Source organism: Bradyrhizobium sp. TM239 (genome assembly GCF_036247985.1).
Taxonomy (GTDB): Bacteria; Pseudomonadota; Alphaproteobacteria; order Rhizobiales; family Xanthobacteraceae; genus Bradyrhizobium; species Bradyrhizobium ottawaense.
Genome location: NZ_BTIR01000010.1, coordinates 33,399 through 50,061, shown reverse-complemented (window position 1 = coordinate 50,061; position 16,663 = coordinate 33,399). Strand labels below are relative to the sequence as shown.

16 protein-coding genes and 1 tRNA gene are annotated in these 16,663 nt (G+C 65.9%); 7 read left to right on the top strand and 10 right to left on the bottom strand.

Annotated features, from left to right (window positions below; all coding sequences use genetic code 11):
• Nucleotides 1-2: 2 nt before the first annotated feature.
• The 3 genes from AABA84_RS17735 to AABA84_RS17725 all read left to right on the top strand — a co-directional run bounded on the left by AABA84_RS17735 (nucleotide 3) and on the right by AABA84_RS17725 (nucleotide 1,733).
• Entirely contained in the window at nucleotides 3-866 is an 864-nt protein-coding gene (locus AABA84_RS17735; RefSeq protein WP_338312625.1) for an ATP-binding cassette domain-containing protein, read from the top strand.
• 32 nt (nucleotides 867-898) lie between these two features.
• Nucleotides 899-1,480, top strand: coding sequence for a flavin reductase family protein (locus AABA84_RS17730; protein WP_212248822.1), 582 nt, complete (start codon nucleotides 899-901; stop codon nucleotides 1,478-1,480).
• A gap of 94 nt (nucleotides 1,481-1,574) precedes the next feature.
• Nucleotides 1,575-1,733: a hypothetical protein gene (locus AABA84_RS17725; RefSeq protein ID WP_212248823.1), complete on the top strand. Its 159-nt coding sequence runs from the start codon at nucleotides 1,575-1,577 to the stop codon at nucleotides 1,731-1,733.
• A 149-nt stretch (nucleotides 1,734-1,882) separates the two neighbouring features.
• On the opposite strand, the gene AABA84_RS17720 is transcribed toward AABA84_RS17725, so the two are convergent.
• The 10 genes from AABA84_RS17720 to AABA84_RS17675 form a co-directional block, all read right to left on the bottom strand.
• Nucleotides 1,883-3,031, bottom strand: a complete 1,149-nt coding sequence (locus AABA84_RS17720; RefSeq protein ID WP_212248824.1) for a M20 family metallopeptidase — start codon at nucleotides 3,029-3,031, stop codon at nucleotides 1,883-1,885.
• A 284-nt stretch (nucleotides 3,032-3,315) separates the two neighbouring features.
• Nucleotides 3,316-4,566 (bottom strand): vanadium-dependent haloperoxidase, encoded by a 1,251-nt coding sequence (locus tag AABA84_RS17715; protein WP_212248825.1) that lies wholly within the window; start codon nucleotides 4,564-4,566, stop codon nucleotides 3,316-3,318.
• 465 nt (nucleotides 4,567-5,031) lie between these two features.
• The gene (flbD, locus tag AABA84_RS17710; RefSeq protein WP_338312624.1) at nucleotides 5,032-6,417 is read right to left on the bottom strand and encodes a sigma-54-dependent transcriptional regulator FlbD; all 1,386 of its coding nucleotides are present in this window, start codon (nucleotides 6,415-6,417) and stop codon (nucleotides 5,032-5,034) included.
• A 33-nt stretch (nucleotides 6,418-6,450) separates the two neighbouring features.
• Nucleotides 6,451-6,801, bottom strand: a complete 351-nt coding sequence (gene fliN, locus AABA84_RS17705; RefSeq protein WP_212248827.1) for a flagellar motor switch protein FliN — start codon at nucleotides 6,799-6,801, stop codon at nucleotides 6,451-6,453.
• A 3-nt stretch (nucleotides 6,802-6,804) separates the two neighbouring features.
• Entirely contained in the window at nucleotides 6,805-7,428 is a 624-nt protein-coding gene (locus AABA84_RS17700) for a FliH/SctL family protein (protein WP_212248828.1), read from the bottom strand.
• Entirely contained in the window at nucleotides 7,428-8,519 is a 1,092-nt protein-coding gene (fliG, locus tag AABA84_RS17695) for a flagellar motor switch protein FliG (protein ID WP_212248829.1), read from the bottom strand. The genes AABA84_RS17700 and fliG overlap by 1 nt, the downstream gene beginning before the upstream one ends.
• Nucleotides 8,520-8,565: 46 nt before the next feature.
• Nucleotides 8,566-10,176 carry a flagellar basal-body MS-ring/collar protein FliF gene (gene fliF / locus AABA84_RS17690; protein WP_212248830.1) on the bottom strand — a complete coding sequence of 537 codons (1,611 nt, stop codon included), beginning with the start codon at nucleotides 10,174-10,176 and terminating at the stop codon, nucleotides 8,566-8,568.
• 192 nt (nucleotides 10,177-10,368) lie between these two features.
• Complete coding sequence (sciP, locus tag AABA84_RS17685) at nucleotides 10,369-10,644, bottom strand: CtrA inhibitor SciP (RefSeq protein WP_002714638.1); 276 nt, start codon at nucleotides 10,642-10,644, stop codon at nucleotides 10,369-10,371.
• Between the two features lie 407 nt (nucleotides 10,645-11,051).
• A complete protein-coding gene (locus AABA84_RS17680; protein WP_212248831.1) occupies nucleotides 11,052-11,759 on the bottom strand; it encodes a flagellar hook assembly protein FlgD in 708 nt (235 codons plus the stop codon).
• Nucleotides 11,760-11,772: 13 nt separating this feature from the next.
• Complete coding sequence (locus AABA84_RS17675; RefSeq protein WP_338312623.1) at nucleotides 11,773-13,401, bottom strand: flagellar hook-length control protein FliK; 1,629 nt, start codon at nucleotides 13,399-13,401, stop codon at nucleotides 11,773-11,775.
• Nucleotides 13,402-13,748: 347 nt separating this feature from the next.
• Between AABA84_RS17675 and mnmA the strand changes: the two genes are divergently transcribed.
• The 4 genes from mnmA to AABA84_RS17655 all read left to right on the top strand — a co-directional run bounded on the left by mnmA (nucleotide 13,749) and on the right by AABA84_RS17655 (nucleotide 16,260).
• Nucleotides 13,749-14,930, top strand: a complete 1,182-nt coding sequence (mnmA, locus tag AABA84_RS17670; protein WP_338312622.1) for a tRNA 2-thiouridine(34) synthase MnmA — start codon at nucleotides 13,749-13,751, stop codon at nucleotides 14,928-14,930.
• A 19-nt stretch (nucleotides 14,931-14,949) separates the two neighbouring features.
• Nucleotides 14,950-15,588, top strand: coding sequence for a class I SAM-dependent methyltransferase (locus AABA84_RS17665; RefSeq protein WP_212248834.1), 639 nt, complete (start codon nucleotides 14,950-14,952; stop codon nucleotides 15,586-15,588).
• Nucleotides 15,589-15,632: 44 nt separating this feature from the next.
• A complete protein-coding gene (locus AABA84_RS17660) occupies nucleotides 15,633-15,989 on the top strand; it encodes a hypothetical protein (RefSeq protein ID WP_338305482.1) in 357 nt (118 codons plus the stop codon).
• A 194-nt stretch (nucleotides 15,990-16,183) separates the two neighbouring features.
• A tRNA-Met gene (locus AABA84_RS17655) sits at nucleotides 16,184-16,260 on the top strand.
• The last annotated feature ends 403 nt before the right edge of the window (nucleotides 16,261-16,663 follow it).

Genomic DNA, 16,663 nt, shown 5'->3' with positions numbered 1-16,663 from the left:
ACATGCAGACAGCCGTTCGTACCTCCCTTCCGGAAACCGAGCTCGCCAGCCGCGCCAGCTTTGCGCCTCACGCCCGCGTCGTGCGCGAGGAGCGGAGAGGAGACGGCCAGGTGCAGAGCAGCGGCCTGCCGCTCAGCATCCGGGGCTTGCGCAAATCCTTCGGCGACAACGAGGTGCTGCGCGGCATCGATTTGCACATCCCCGCCGGCCAGTTCGTCGCCATCGTGGGCAAGAGCGGCTGCGGCAAGAGCACGCTGCTGCGCTTGATCGCGGGCCTCGACAAGATCGACGCCGGCAGCATCAGCTTCGGCCAAGACTTCCCGCCAAAAGACATCCAGCCCGAGGACATCCGCGTCATGTTCCAGGAGCCGCGGCTGCTGCCCTGGGCCCGCGTGCTCGCCAATGTCGAGGTCGGCCTCGGCCGCGATCGTGCTTCGCAAGATGCCCATGCACGCGCCGAGAAGGCGCTGACCGAGGTCGGGCTTGCCGACAAGCGCGACCAATGGCCCTCGGTGCTGTCGGGCGGACAGAAGCAGCGCGTCGCGCTCGGCCGTGCGCTGGTCTCGCGTCCGCGTGTGCTGGCATTCGACGAGCCGCTCGGTGCGCTGGATGCGCTGACCCGGATCTCGATGCAGCGCCTTTTGGAGCGTGTCTGGCGCGACCAGGGCTTTACCGCGATTTTGGTGACCCATGACGTCGCCGAAGCCGTGGCGCTGGCCGACCGGGTGCTGGTGATCGAGGAGGGTCGCATCGCCCATGATGTCGTGGTTCACGCGAGCCGGCCGCGCCAGCGCGGCTCGGCCGAGCTTGCGGGTTTGGAAGGCTCGATCCTGAGCCACCTGTTGTCGGCGGACGATCGTACCTAAATACAAGGGAACCCCGCCTCGGGGACCATGCCATGAATGTAGTGCCTCGCGATCTCATGACTGAAATCCCCGTCTCGCCCGCCGATTTCCGCGGCGCCATGCGCCATCTCACCGGCGGCGTCAGCGTCATCACCGCCGGGCGGGGCAAGGACATCACCGGCATGACGGTGACCTCGGTGACCTCGCTGTCGGTCGAGCCGCCGACGCTGCTGGTCAGCATCAACCGCGATGCCTCGTCTTTCCCCTTGATCCGGCGCCACGGCGCTTTCGGCGTGAACATCCTCAACGCCGACCAGCTCGATGTCGCCGAACGCTTTGCCGGCAAGGGCGGGCTGAAGGGCGCCGACCGTTTCAAAGGCGCCAAATGGGTGACGGCGGTCTCGGGCGTTCCGCTGCTCGTCGACGCGCTGTCGGCCTTCGATTGCGAGGTCGAGGAGATCGTGGAGCGACATTCGCACGGCATCGTCATCGGCCGTGTCAGGAACGTCAGGAATTCCACCCGCAACGCGGCGCTGGCCTATTGGCACGGCCAGTACGTGGCGGTCGATCAGGACGAGGACGCCGCCAGGCTTGCGGAAGTAAGCGTCCCCGCGCACGGCCGGCGCGGCCTTTGATCGCGCGGGCAGCCGGCGCGGAAGGCTGGCCTTTTTCCCCTCATCGCTCTAGAAGCGCTTGAGCCTCCCGCCGGGACGGCAACGGAGCGGATCGATGAAGCGCGTCGCGACCTTCGCGTTCTATGCCATCGGCGCGCTGGCGATCGCCTATCTCGCGCTCTACGCCTACGCGATGTTCTCAGGCCAGCCCGTGATCATCCCGGGCGATCCCATCCACATCTTCCGCAAGCCGGACGCGCCGAGTTATTCGTAGACACTCGGGAGGTTTCGTAGGGTGGGCAAAGGCGCACTTGCCGTGCCCACCATCTCGTTCCAATTGCCGTCAAATCGTGGGCATGCTTCCGCCTTCGCTCTACGAGCTTCGGCGGACAAGTCGCTTTGCCCACCCTATGGCACCTGCATTCACCCCCGCAAAATCGCCAGCGCCAGCGCTTGCGCGCGCGGCACGATGCTGTCGATATCGAGATACTCCTCCGGCGTGTGCGCGAGCCCGCCGACCGGGCCGAGGCCGCAGATGGTCGGCGTCCCGACCGCGGCGGTGAAGCCGGAATCGGCGCAGCCGCCGGAGAACTCGCCCTGGAGCGTGGTGAGGCCGGCCTCCCTTGCAGCCGCCTGGTAGTTCTCGAACAGCGCCTTCGAATCCGCGCTCTGCACCACGGGCACGAACTCGCCCTTGATGGTCAGCGTCGCACTCGTGCCTGGCACGTAAGACGTTGCGACGATGGTCTCGATCGCGTCCATCACCCGCGCACGATCCGCCGGATCGACATAGCGCAGGTCGATCTGGCCCTCGGCGGAAGGCGCCGTGGTGTTGACGGACTGCCCGCCCGAGACCAGGCCGACATTGAGCGTGATGCCCTTGTCGAGATCCGTCAGCGCGTGGATATGCACGATCTTGTGCGCGAGCTCGCCGATCGCGCTGACGCCCGCGGCGAAATTGGCGCCGGAATGCGCGGCTTTGCCGGTGATGGCGAGATGCATGAAGATGCCGCCCTTGCGCCCCGTGACCACGTTGCCGGTGGGGCGGCCCGGCTCGGAATTGAACACGGCGCGGGCGGTGCGGCCTTCGCGCTCGATCACGGGCCGGGAGGAGGGCGAGCCGATCTCCTCGTCCGAGGTGATCAGCAGCTTGATCGGATGCGGGTTGCCGCCGAACTTGTGGAAGGCGGTTGCGACGAAGATGTTCATGACGACACCGGACTTCATGTCGGCGACGCCAGGCCCATAGGCGCGGCCATCCTTGATGGTGAACGGACGGCGCCCGGCCTCGCCCTTGCCGAACACGGTGTCGCGATGTCCCATCAACAGCACCGGCTTCTCGTTGCTGCCGGGTTTTGCCACGTCGGCATGGATCGCGTCGCCGAAGCTGGCGCTGGCCTCGCGCCGGAACGGAATGCCATGCTCGGCAAAATGCCGCTCGAACCGCGCACCGACCGCATCGACGCCCTCCTTGTCATAGGAGCCGGAATCGATGTTCACGACATCGCGAAGCAGATCGATCATCGCCTGCCGCTGCGATGCCAGCCAGTCCGTGATTTGAGATTGAGACATGTTTACCCTCGTGGTTCTCACGCGGGGTTATAGGGCTTCGCATGCGTGCGACCTAGTCGGAGAACGCGGTGCGGCCATGTCCACCGCTGTCGTCCCCGCGAACGCGGGGACTCATGCCGCGGAATCTATCGACTGAAGGCGATAGAAGTACCGATCGACGAATCTTTGCCAAACCCCTCCCTGGGGTAATGGGTCCTGGCTTTCGCCGGGACGACGGCGGAGGGTGAGGCGGTGGTGTGAGCCCCGCACGCAAAGAAAAATGCCCGGGACCCGCCCCGGACATTCTAACGCTTCGGTTCCGCCATTGCCTCCACACCGCGAAGCTGCGTCGCGACCACCAGCGCACCGATCTTTCGGCCCATGTCCTTGCCGACTTCGGTCGAGAACCGGTAGTGGAAGCCGGCCCAGATGCGCGCATTGGAGACTTCGTCACTATAGTCCTGGAGCCGCGACCATTTGCGCGTGACCCCTGGCGCCGTCGGGCTGGTCAGTGAGAACTCGCCAAAATCTCCAACGACGGTCTGGAGCACGGTCGAAATCGCCGCCGAGACGATGCAGTGAGCGCAGGGATATTCAGGATGCATCGGCGTGTCCCCAAGCGGCAGCCAGGAGGGATCGCGAGGCGTTGCGGCATTCGAGGTCAGATCGGCATTGCGTATGGCCGTGATCGGGCGCCAGAAATTGTAATGGTACTTGGCGTCGAACACGGCAACGATGGCATCGTTCCCGGCAATCGACGTCAAGGCGAACAGGCGGGCGCAGTCGACGAGATCCATTCCCTTGGCCAAGGCGGCCTGCCTCACGATGGGATTGTAGGTGCGGGCGCCGACAAAGAACCAGAAGCGGCCGATCGTCGTTTGCTCGGGTGTCCGGGTCGGGCTGCCTCTGCCGCCGACCTCGCGGATTTCGTTGACGTCCCTGGTCCAAACCTCTGAATCGAGCGCTGGCGGCGGTCCGGGGCGAAACTGCGATCCGGACGCCATGACCCACGGCGCTGTCGCACCGCTGGTCGAGAAAAGCGGGACGACGGTTGGGACATAGGCGCCCGGTGTGGTCCGGGGCCGGTACGTTTCCACGGCGGCGCTGCCATCGTTCGCGCGAAGCTGGATGATCTGCGCCGCAGCTTCTTTCCCGAGCGCGATGCCGGCGCTCTTGGACTCGCCCTCGGCAATCGGCGTCAGCGCGTTCGTCAGTGTCGCATCCAGGTCCGGCTTGAGGTCCGGATAGATCGACAGCAGCACGTCGTGAGCCGCAACTGCCCCCGCGGCTTCCCGCGAGCTCGAACGCTCCGCGGACAACGAGATCTTGTAAGGCGCGTAGCGGCGGTCGATCGCATTGACGGCCTCGAACATTGCAACGTGCATCATGGACAAGGCGCGGCTGTGCGGCGCCGGAAGAATCTGTTTCTCGGCGGCGATCGCATCGGCTTTGGCGTTCCAGTCCATGATCACGTCAGCGCGCGCAAGCGGTGCCGCGGCCACGATCAGCGTTACAATCAGCGATGAGCGGGAAATCGTCCACGAAAAGCGGTTCATGGCTTGCCCTTTCTGTTGAAGGACGCTCGCAAAGCGGATGGCCGCCCGGGCGGACATCACGCCACGCTATTGGCGAACACTAGCCCTCCCGGCGCATCCTGCTTGTGAACTGCTTCACTCCGCTGGCGGCCGGGTTGGTCCGGGCCGGCACAATAGTCCCGTAGCCCGGATGAGCGAAGCGATATCCGGGAGGTGATTGCGGAGATGGCGCGCAGAATCTCGCTGTGTGCGCAGGTTCCGGGCCTCTCTTATTGTCCGTCATCCTGAGGTGGCCGCTTCTTCAGCGGCCCTCGAAGGGCGACGGTCGGGCTGTGGCAATTCATCCTTCGAGGCTCCGCACGCGATGCATTCGCATCGCGTGCATCGCACCTCAGGATGACGGAGCAGGTACCAGCGCGCTTGATAAAACAAAATGCCCGGGACTTGGCCCGGGCATTCGGTCGTCAGCTTGTGGCCTACGAGGGATTACGCCCCCATCATCGGCATCCGCGGATACTCGCCCGGCGTTCCCGCGGGGGTGATCGGGATGCCGCCGTCGGAATATTCGTTGAGCTTGTTGCGCAGCGTGCGGATCGAGATGCCCAGGATGTTGGCGGCATGGGTCCGGTTGCCGAGGCAGTGCTTCAGCGTCTCCAGGATCAGGTCGCGCTCGACATCGGCGACGGTGCGCCCCACCAGCGCGCGCGTCACCTGCTCGGCGGCCATCGTGGCATGCACCACGGCCGGCACGGTTTTCGCGAGGTCGAGGCGGTCGCCGTCCGGGGTGAGGATCGCGTCGGGTCCGATCTCGTCGCCCTGCGCCATCAGCACGGAGCGGTGCATGGTGTTTTCGAGCTCGCGGACGTTGCCCTGCCAGCGGTTGGCCGAGAGCACGCGGCGCGCGTCCGCCGAGATCGGGCGCACCGGCACACCGTTGGCATCGGCGTACTTCTTCACGAAGTGCTGGGCGAGCTCGAGGATGTCGAGAGGACGCTCTCGCAGCGGCGGGATCTTCAGGTTGACGACGTTGAGGCGGAACAGCAGGTCCTCGCGGAACGTGCCTTCGCGCACGGCCTCGGCCAGATTACGGTTCGAGGTCGCGATGATACGGATGTCGACCGGCACCGGCTTGGTGCCGCCGACGCGGTCGATCACGCGCTCCTGGATGGCGCGCAGCAGTTTCGATTGCAGGCGGACGTCCATCTCGGAGATTTCGTCCAGCAGCAGCGTGCCGCCGGTCGCCTCCTCGAACTTGCCGATGCGGCGCGCGATCGCGCCGGTGAAGGCGCCCTTCTCGTGGCCGAACAGCTCGGATTCCAGGAGATGCTCGGGAATAGCGGCGCAGTTGATGGAGATGAAGGGGCGCTTGGCGCGCGCCGAGCGGGTGTGGACGTAGCGGGCCAACACTTCCTTGCCCGTTCCGGACTCGCCGGTGATCATCACCGAGGCGTCTGAACCTGCGATCTGCTGGGCGAGCTTGATCACCTTCGCCATCGCCTCGTCGCGATAGACCAGCTCGCGGGAATCGTTGGCGACCGCGGCCAGCACGGCGGCGATCAGCTCGGGGTCGGGCGGCAGCGGGATGTATTCCTTGGCGCCGGCGTGGATCGCGGCGACCGCGGCGCGGGCGTCGTTGGTGATGCCGCAGGCGACGATCGGGGCATGGATGTGCTCGGCCTCGAGCCGCATCACGAGGTCGCGGATGTCGAGGGCGACGTCGACCAGCAGGAGGTCGGCGCCCTTGCCGCCGCGCAGCACGCGCATGGCCTGCTCGTGATCCTCGGCGTGGGTCACGGTGGCGCCGTTGTCCATCGCGATCTTGGTGGCGGTGGTGAGCTGGCCCTTCAATGTGCCAACGATGAGAAGCCGCATGTCAGTCTCCTGTCCGTCTGGTCGCGCGCGCTATCAGCTGCGTTCGGTCTTGATGATTTCGGTCATGGTCACGCCGAGCTTGTCCTCGACCAGGACGACTTCGCCGCGGGCGACCAGCTTGTTGTTGACGTAGATGTCGATGGCCTCGCCGACGCGTCGGTCGAGCTCAAGCACGGTGCCGGGTCCGAGCTTCAAGAGCTCGCTGACGTCCATCTTCGAGCGGCCGAGCACGGCCGAGACCTGCACGGGAACGTCGAACACGGCCTCGAGGTCGGCGGCGGCACGCGCCGCGTATTCGTCCTCGTTGTAGCCGACGTCCGTGCCGGTGGCCGGCAACGGGCCGTTGAGATCGGGCAGCGGGACCTGTCCGTCGGTGTCGCTCATGGCTTAGCTCCCCCTGCGGGACGCGACATAGCGTCCGACCATTTCGTCGATCTTGGCCGCGATGGCGCCGCGCTCCAGCACGACACCGCCATCGGCCCATTCGATCCGGCAGTCGCCGGTCGCAATCTCCGGCTCGGCCAGGATCACCAACCGTCCCTCGAAGCCGCTCTGCTTGGCGAGCCGATCGATCTTCTCGCGTGCGCTGTCGTAGAGCGCGTCGTTGATGCGGACCACCAGATGCGGCGTCGCGACCAGATGGGAGAAGCAGTCCTTGACCAGTGCGACGATCTCGCCGAGCGGCTCGGCGGCGACCAGGTCGGCGCACAGCTTGCGCGCGACCGCCACCGCGACGTCGACCGCCTCGGTTTCCATCTTGGATTCGATGTTGCCGATGCCGGATGCGATACCGCGGATGCCGATGTTGATCTCTTCCATGGCAAGCGCGACGCGGCGGTCGCTCTCGGCCTTGGCCTCCTGCTGGCCGGCCGCAAAGCCGTCCTGATAGGCGCGCGCCTCGGCTTCGGCGACCTTCTGGGCGATCTCCGCAGCGGTCGCGGCCTTCTCGCGCGTCGTCCGCTCGGGTGCCGCGAAGTCGGTATCGAACAGGAATTTTGCCGGAGCGGCCATCAATACACCAGCTCGTCGTCGGCGCGGTTCTTGGTCAGCATGATCTCGCCCTTGGCGGCGAGGTCCTTGGCGAGGTTGACCAGCAGCGCCTGGGCCTCGTCGACGTCGCGCAGCCGGACCGGTCCCATCGCCGCCATGTCGTCCTGGAGCATCTTGGCGGCGCGCGAGGACATGTTGCCGAAGAAGAAGTTGCGGACGTCCTCGTTGGCGCTCTTGAGCGCGACGCCGAGCTTGTCCTTGTCGACGTTGCGCATCAACGTCTGGGCCGAGCCGGAATCCAGCTTCACGAGGTCGTCGAAGGTGAACATCAGCGCCTTGATGCGCTCGGCCGATTCGCGGTTGTCCTCTTCCAGCGAGGTGATGAAGCGGGTTTCGGTCTGGCGGTCGAAATTGTTGAAGATCTCCGCCATCACCTCGTGGGCGTCGCGGCGGCGGGTCTGGGACAGGTTGGACATGAATTCGGTGCGCAGGGTCTTCTCCACGCTCTCGATCACCTCCTTCTGCACCGCCTCCATCTTCAACATGCGATTGACGACGTCGAGCGCAAGCTCCTCGGGGAAGATGCCGAGCACGCGCGCAGCGTGTTCCGGTTTCAGCTTCGAGAGCACCACCGCGATGGTCTGCGGATATTCGTTCTTCAGATAGTTGGCGAGCACCTCTTCCTGCACGTTGGAGAGCTTCTCCCACATGTTGCGCCCCGCGGGGCCGCGGATCTCGTCCATGATGCCGTTGACGCGCTCCGGTGCCAGATATTGCTGGAGCAGCCGCTCGGTGGCGTCGAAATTGCCCATCAGCGCGCCCGATGCCGACATGCGCGAGACGAATTCGAGCAGCATGTCCTCGACCGTGTCGACCTCGACGGTGCCGAGCGTCGACATCTCCAGCGAGAGCTGGCGCACCTCGTCGTCGTCGAGCAGTCCCCAGATCTTGCCGCCATACTGCTCGCCGAGCGCCAGCATCAGGATCGCGGCGCGCTTCGGCCCCGACACCGCTTCGACCGGCGCGCCCGCGCGGCTGCCGGCACGCTGGCCGAGTGTCGAGATCACGCTGGTGATGTCGTTCGAATTGGCGTTTTGCAGATTGGCGGCCATGTCAGATCACTTCTTGATTCACTGGCTAGGATTGCTTGGCTAGGGATTACTTGGCTGGTTCGGTCAGCCACTGGCGGATGATGGCGACGGTTTCGTTGGGGTTGCGCTCGGCGAGCTCGCCGACGCGATGAACGGACTGGGCGTGGACCTGGCCCTGGATGGTGGCGACGTCGATCGCGCTCGCGGCGCCGCTCGGCAGCAGTGCCTGGCCGGCCGGCGCGCTCTCTTCCGAGGCCGCCGGGCCGCTGAGGACGCCAGAGATGGCGGCGGCGACTTCGTCGGAGGCCAGGATGCGCTTGACCAGCGGGCGGACCACCAGGAACAGCACGATCAGGCCGAGCAGCATCATCACGCCGAGCTCGACGAAGTACATGACGTCGTCCTTGGTGAACTGGAGCATGCCGAGGAAGCCGCCGGGCTCGCCGATCGGGGCCGTGGAGGGCGCATCCGCAAAGCGCAGATTGACGACCTCGACCTGGTCGCCGCGCTTCTGGTCGAAGCCGATCGCCGAGCGCACCAGCGTGGCGATGCGGTCGAGCTGCTCCTTGGTGCGATCCTGATAGGCCAGCTCGCCCTTGTCGTTCTTGGAGTAGATGCCGTCGACCAGCACCGCGACCGAGATGCGGTTGACCCGGCCAGCCTCGGTCACTTCGGTCTTGGTGGTGCGGGAGATCTCGTAATTGTTGGTCTCTTCGGACTTCTTGCTCTGGTCCTTGGCCGCGACGCCGTTGTTCTGCTGGTTGCCGGGCAGCTCGTTGTTGACGGTGACCTGGCCGTTGTTGTCGGCGGTCATGCTCTGCTCTTCGCGGGTCTGGCTCGAGCGCAGCACGCGGCCCTCGGGGTCGAACTTGTCCGAGGTCTGGGTGATCTTGTTGAAGTCGAAATCGGCGGAGAGCTGGACGCGGGCGCGGCCCGAGCCGACCACGGAGGAGACGATGTCCTCGACCTGCTTGCGCATCCGCTTCTCGAAGGAGATGCGGCGCTCGTCGCCGACGGCCTGCTCCGGATCGGTGGCGGCGCCGTCGGCGAGCAGCTGGCCGGCCTCGTCGACGATCGAGACCCGCTGCGGCTTCAGCCCGTTGACGGCGGAGGCGACGAGGTGGCGGATGGCGCGGATCTGCTGGGCTTCCAGCGAGCCGCGGACGCGGACCACGATCGAGGCCGACGGCTCCGGCGCCTCGCGCGCAAACAGCGGGCGCTCGGGCAGCACCAGATGGACGCGGGCGGCCTGGATACGGTCGATGGCGCGGATGGTGCGGGCGAGCTCGCCTTCCAGCGCGCGAAGGTGATTGATGTTCTGGACGAAGGAGGTGGTGCCGAGCGCGTCCGACTTGTCGAACACCTCGTAACCGACGCCGCCGCCCTTGGGCAGGCCGCCCTCCGCGAGCTTCATCCGCAGCCGCGTGACCTTGTCCTTGGGCACCATGATGATGCTGCCCTCGTTGCGGATCTCGAACTGGATGCCCTGGCGTTCCAGGTCCTTGATAATGCCGGAGGAATCCTCGACGCTGAGGTCGGTGAACAGCGTCGTCATCTGCGGCGTGGTGACGCGCATGATGACGAACGCGAAAAAGCCGATGAGCGCGGCGGTGACCGCGATCATCGCCCCGAACCGGGCGGCGCCGATACTCTTCAAGAAGTCCGCAAGACCTTGCAAGCAACCGCCCCAACAGATTCGGCCGCTTTCACAGGAAAGGCCGACTGGGCAATTATTGCCTAGGTGATGGTTTCGATATGGTTAACGAAGGTTAAGAGGTCGGACAAAAGTCGCGCAAAGGACGGATATGAAAAAAATCGGCCTCGCAGGGCGAGGCCGATTTTCGTCAAAAGCCGCAGATTTCCGGATCGCCTACTGGCGATATTGCTGGATGCGGGTGGTGCGAAGACCCGCCAGACCATGCTGGTCGATGGAAAACTGCCAGGAGAGGAATTCGTCGACCGTTAGGGTATAACGGCTACAGGCCTCCTCGAGCGAGAGAAGTCCACCACGGACGGCGGCGACGACTTCGGCCTTGCGGCGGATGACCCAGCGTTTGGTGCCGGGTGCAGGCAGATCCGCGATCGTCAACGGACTGCCGTCCGGCCCGATGACGTATTTTACCCTCGGGCGATGGGGTTCTGTCATGGCGTACTCACAAACTCTCAACCACTGAACTCACGCCCGTAACCCTACGCCCGGCGGCTTAAAAATCCGCTAAGCCTAAGGCTTCAATACAATTCTCGTTGAAAATGGCTGGAACGGCGCCGTGTCGGCCGGCGAAACGGTGGAATCCGGACCGGTCGAGGGGGACTTCGTAAATACTTTACTAACGAATGGAGCCGGAGCGCGGTGTCGCGGAGGCTCCAACTGTCGTCCCGGGGCGCGCGGAGCGCGAGCTATGATGCGCAATTGCGCATCTGAGGACCCATAAGCCCAGGGCGTAGGTTGACGACGATTCGGGGTTACGATTTCACGCGAAAACGACTTGCTGTGGCTATGGATCCCCGCGTCCGCGGGGATGACACTGAATATGTGGCTCGTGGTGCCCGCCCTTAATTGCTGCTCGTCGCGATGATGCTCTTCACCTGGCTCAGGGTGTAGCTGGCGCCGTCGATGGTGAGCAGGGGCGGCGACTGGGTCAGGTCGACCGACGACACGACGCCCTGCACCTGGGCTGCGATGCCGACGTTGTTGTTGGCCACGTCCTTGCCCGTCGCCGAGATCGTGTATTTGCCGTCGGGCCATTGCGTGCCGTCATTGCCCATGCCGTTCCAGGTGAAGGGAATGTCGGTGCCGGCGGCGGCGGTATATTTGCCGGTGAACACGGTCTGGCCGGTGGAATTGGCGACGGTGATGTCGACGGTGGAGTCGGTCGGCACGTTGAGATGCCAAGTGGCCGACGACTTCGTCATGGTCGCGGTCGAGCCGTCGACCAGGGCGGTCTTGCCGACGAAACCCAGCGCCTGGGTCGCCTGCGTGGTCTGCTGCAGGGTGACGAGCTGGGCCAGCGAATCGTTGGTCTTGAGCTGCTGCTCGACGCCGGCGAACTGCACCAGCTGCTGGGTGAATTGGTTGGTGTCGAGCGGATCGAGCGGGTTCTGGTTCTGCAGCTGCGTGGTCAGCAGCGTCAGGAAGGTCTGGAAGTTGCCGGCAAGCGTCGATCCCGTGGTCGAGCCCAGCGAGCTCGACGAGGAGGATTTGGGGAGGTCGGTCGTCCCGGAGACGACAGCAGGAGCGGTAGCGCCAGTCGTGGTGGTCATGTCGAATACTCCTTTACACTCTGATGTCGACGCCGCTGCTCGGCCCGTACATGCGGCCATAGCCGCGCCCGACGGGTGCGGCAACAACGGTGTCGTCCTCGCTGATGATCAGCCGGCGGGCATTGCCGCCATTGTCGTTGTCCTGGCCGGAGTTCTGGCCCGATGAATTCTGGTCGCGCAGGCTGAAGGACAGCCCGTTGCTGCCGGACTTGAGGCCGGCATCGTCGAGCGCGCGCTGCAATTGCGGCGCGTCCTGGCGCAGCATCTGCAGCGTCTCCGGCTTCTCCACGGTGAGATGCGAGGTGACGTTGCCGTTGCGGTCGACATTGATGCGGACGTCGATGCGGCCGAGCTCGGCCGGGTCGAGGCTGATGTCGAAGCGGGACTTGCCGGAGCGGATGGCGGCCGCGATCTCGATCGGGATGCCGTTGACCGGCACCGCCGTCGCACTGGCCGTGGTCGCGGTCAGCGTCGCGGTCGAAGCGGACGCGGTCGAGGTCGTATTGGTCAGCGGCGCCTGCACGGCGGAAGCGGCCTGCGCGCTGGTGTCGGTCGGAGTGACGGTGGCTTGCGCGCCCGCATGAGCGAGCGTGGTCGGCGTGCCCTGGCTCGCATCGGCGGTGCGGTCCGAGGCTCCGGCCTTGGCCTCGGTCACCGCGCCATCTGCCTGCGGCTTGGCGCCTTGCGGATGGGTGGCGGCGTTGGCGGTCGCAGTGCCCGGCGTTTGCGTCGGGGCGGCGTTCGCCTTGCCGGTGTCCTGGCCGATATTGGAGACGTCGGACTGCCCTTGCGCGGTGGCGACGGCGGCCTGGAACGAGGTCTTCGGTGTGCCCTGATTGACGGGGATCAGCCCGCCGTTCGCCTTGGCGTCGGTCGCGGCCGCGTCGGTTGCCCCGGCCGTGGCATCGGCCAGCGTCGCGGAGGTGTCGGCGTCGACCTTGGCGCCGGCGGTCTTGGCGCTCTTGTCGGCCGGCGTGGCAGTGTCGGTCTTGCCGCCCGCGATCTGCGCCGCGGTCGAAGCGCTGGCGGCGATGCCGGCGGCGGCGATCGCCAGCGGCGAGGCGGTGGCGGCCTGGTCTGCGGCCGCGTTCGGATCGGACGGGACGACCGGCGCGGCAACCGCGATCGCGTTCGGATCGGGCACGGCGGGCTGCGCCGCGTCGGCCGGCGCGGTTGCTGCGGCATCGACCGCGGCGGTGAGCGTGTCGGTGCCCTCGGTCTTGTCGTCCTTGGTTTTCTCGGATGTATCAGTCGATTTGGCGTCTGACGCCTCGGACTTGTCCTTGACCTTGCTGGCGTCCTTGGCCGGATCGGTGGTCGTATCGTTCGTCTTGTCGTCCGTCTTGTCGTTCCTGGCAGGCGCGGAGGTGTCGGTGTCGTCGCTCGCCCTGCTCTGTGAGGATTGATCCGTGGACGAGGTGTCGCGCGGGCCCTTGTCCGCGGAGGACGAATCGCTCCGCCGCGGCGCGCTATCCTGGGCCTGCGAGGCCGCATTGGTGTTGATCGCCTGGGTGTTGCTGTCGACCAGCGACCCGAAGGAGTCGCTCGCGGACGCCTCCTTGGCGCTCTGCGACCGCGCAGGCTTTTGCTGCGCGCTCGAAACTTGCACGCTGGCCACGACATCTGACGTACGACTGACCACAGGCGACCCCTTGGAAACATCTTCGGCATCAAGGGAGCAAGGAGCGGGCCAGCGCCGGCTTTCGTAAGTTTATATATAAAAATCAATAACTTATAAGTTGATGGCCATTGCCGCGGGGACGGCCGCGACCCCGCCATTTCTGCCTCCCCGGCAAGAATTGCCCTAAGCTGGCCGCCCCCGTGATTGCTTCACCGGAATGCCGCCTATATTAAAGAGGTTGCTCTCAGCCGCTTTCGACCGGGCAGTCGTGCCTTGCGGGAACTAAAGTTCCCGGGGATCGACGGCGTCCCGCGAGAAGCATGAAATCGCGGATCGCCGCACGCCGCCGTCACAACCCTCAAAGGCCCATGCTCAACAGTCTGGATCTCGAAGGCCGTCCTGAGGACACCAGGGTCGTCGTCGCCATGTCGGGCGGCGTCGATTCCTCGACGACGGCTGCGCTTCTGAAGGCGGAAGGCTACGACGTCGTCGGCATCACGCTGCAGCTCTACGACCATGGCGCGGCGACCCACCGCAAGGGCGCCTGCTGCGCCGGCCAGGACATCCACGACGCCCGCGACGTCGCGGCAAAACTCGGCATTCCCCATTACGTGCTCGACTACGAGGATCGTTTTCGCGAATCCGTCATCGACAATTTCGCCGACAGCTACGCGCTCGGCGAGACACCGGTGCCGTGCATCGAGTGCAACCGCAGCGTCAAATTCCGCGACCTCCTCAAGACCGCGCGCGAGCTCGGCGCGCAGGCGCTCGCCACCGGCCATTACGTCGCCTCGCGCCGCCGCGAGGACGGCTCGCGCGCGCTGGTCTGCGCGGCCGATTCCGACCGCGACCAGAGCTATTTCCTGTTCGCGACGACGCAGGAACAGCTCGACTTCCTGCGCTTCCCGCTCGGCGACATGACCAAGCCCGAGACGCGCGAGCTCGCGCGCCGCTTTGGCCTGTCCGTTGCCGACAAGCACGACAGCCAGGACATCTGCTTCGTGCCGACGGGGCGCTACACCGACATCATCACGCGCCTGCGTCCCAACGCGATGGACCCCGGCGACATCGTCGATCTCTCGGGACGCGTGCTCGGCCGGCACAACGGCATCGCCAATTTCACCGTCGGCCAGCGCCGCGGCCTCGGCATCGCAGCTCACGCGCCGCTGTTCGTGGTGCGGCTGGAGGCCGCCACCCGCCGCGTCGTCGTCGGCCCGCGCGAGGCCCTGAAGATGCACCGCATCTCCTTGCGCGACGTCAACTGGATCGGCGGCGGCGACATCGACCGCGCCATCGGCGCCGGCCTCGAGCTGTTCGTGCGCGTGCGCTCGACCCGCGCGCCGCAGCCCGCATGGCTGCGCGGCGCGAACGGCCATTATGAGGTCGAGCTCGTCGGCGGCGAGGAGGGCGTCTCGCCCGGCCAGGCCTGCGTGTTCTACGACGCGCCCAGTGGGCAGGCGCGCGTGCTCGGCGGCGGCTTCATTCAAAGCGCTGCCGCGAAAGTCGCGACAGGCACGGCGAGGCCGCTTGTCGAAGCGGTGCGCGGTTAAGAGAATTCAGGGCAGGGGCATGGCAGCAGACATCTCGCGGGCCGGGGTCGAGAAGGCCTATGGCCGCTGGGCGCCGGTCTATGATCTCGTGTTCGGCAAGGTGTTCGACGCCGGAAGGCAGTCGACCATCGCGGAGGCCGACCGCATCGGCGGCCGCATCCTCGACGTCGGCGTCGGCACCGGCCTGTCGCTGTCCGATTATTCGCGCACCACGAAAATCTGCGGTGTCGACATCTCCGAGCCGATGCTGCGCAAGGCGCAGGCGCGGGTGCGTGCGCTTCGCCTCTCCAATGTCGAAGTGCTCTCGGTGATGGACGCGAAGAACCTCGCCTTCCACGAAAACTTCTTCGACGCGGTGGTGGCGCAATATGTCATCACCGCGGTGCCCGATCCCGAAGGCACGCTCGACGAGTTCGTGCGCGTGCTCAAGCCCGGCGGCGAGCTGATCCTGGTCAACCACATCGGCGCCGAAAGCGGTCCGCGCAAACTGTTCGAGCTCGCCTTCGCCCCCATCGCCCGCCGCCTCGGCTGGCGCCCGGAATTCCCGTGGGCCCGCCTCGAGGGCTGGGCCGCAAAACACGGCGGCGTCACGCTCGCCGAGCGCAGGCCCATGCCGCCGATGGGGCACTTCTCGCTGATCCGCTACCACAAATCGTGATCGTGCCGAGGGAACACGCGCCGTGATCGGCGCGTTTTGCTCCCATGCGCACGACATCAAACATCATTCTGGCCAGCCTCGTGATCGCCACCTCCGGGCCAGCGATCGCGCAGGCCCCGCCGCTACCTGCGACGCCGCCGCAAGCGACCGCGCCGCCATCCCCGCAACATGCCGCCAACTGCATGCCGCAGGACCGGCCCAATCGCCAGGCCGATGGCACCACCACCGGCCAGTCCCGGGAACCGCTCGGCGACAAGCTGGCAAAATCCGACGGCGTGCTCTGCCCGCCCGCGGGCGTCGACCCCGAGATGCACGCCCCGGCCCCGGACACCGGCGGCAACACCCCGGTGATCCCGCCCCCCGGCAGCCCCGGCGGCGACCCCAATGTGAGGCCGAAATAGGCTGGTTTCCCGATCCCAATCTCCGTCATGACCGGGACAAGCCCGGCCATGACGGATTTCACGACAAACCGGTCGATTCCGACGCTGAATTCACCCCCGCCAATCGCCCGACCTTTGCTTGACTTCCCGCCGCCCCCTTCTTTATATGCCGCGCGTTCGCGAGATCGGCCGTAGCCGCCGTTCGCGGGCCCTGTGGCGGGGTAGCTCAGCTGGTTAGAGCACGGGAATCATAATCCTGGGGTCGGGGGTTCGAGTCCCTCTCCCGCTACCATCTTTCCCCACACTCCCGTGGCCCGATTGGGGTAGGCGGATTCGCCAAGCAGGGCATTTGGCCGGCCGGCTATCTCCGCCGCGACTCTACCTGGTCTGGTTGGATCCCGGAACACCGTGACCGTATCGACAAGGTCTCGGATGGCTTCTGCGGCATCCAACGGCCGTCGACCGAGGTCCGAGAAGGGAGGGATCGCCATGACCTTTCGTGATCGCATCCACCGGCTGTTCGATTTCCCTGTTCGATTGACCGAGCTGCTGCTCAAGGCGCTGCCGTCTTGCACGTGATGTTGCTGCGAGGCGCCTCCGTTCCCTGGATAGCCGACCAGCACCGTGTCAACGACGCCCTCGTGAACGGCCCGGATCTCGATTCCGAGAAAAGATAGCCTCTCATCGATGCCTGC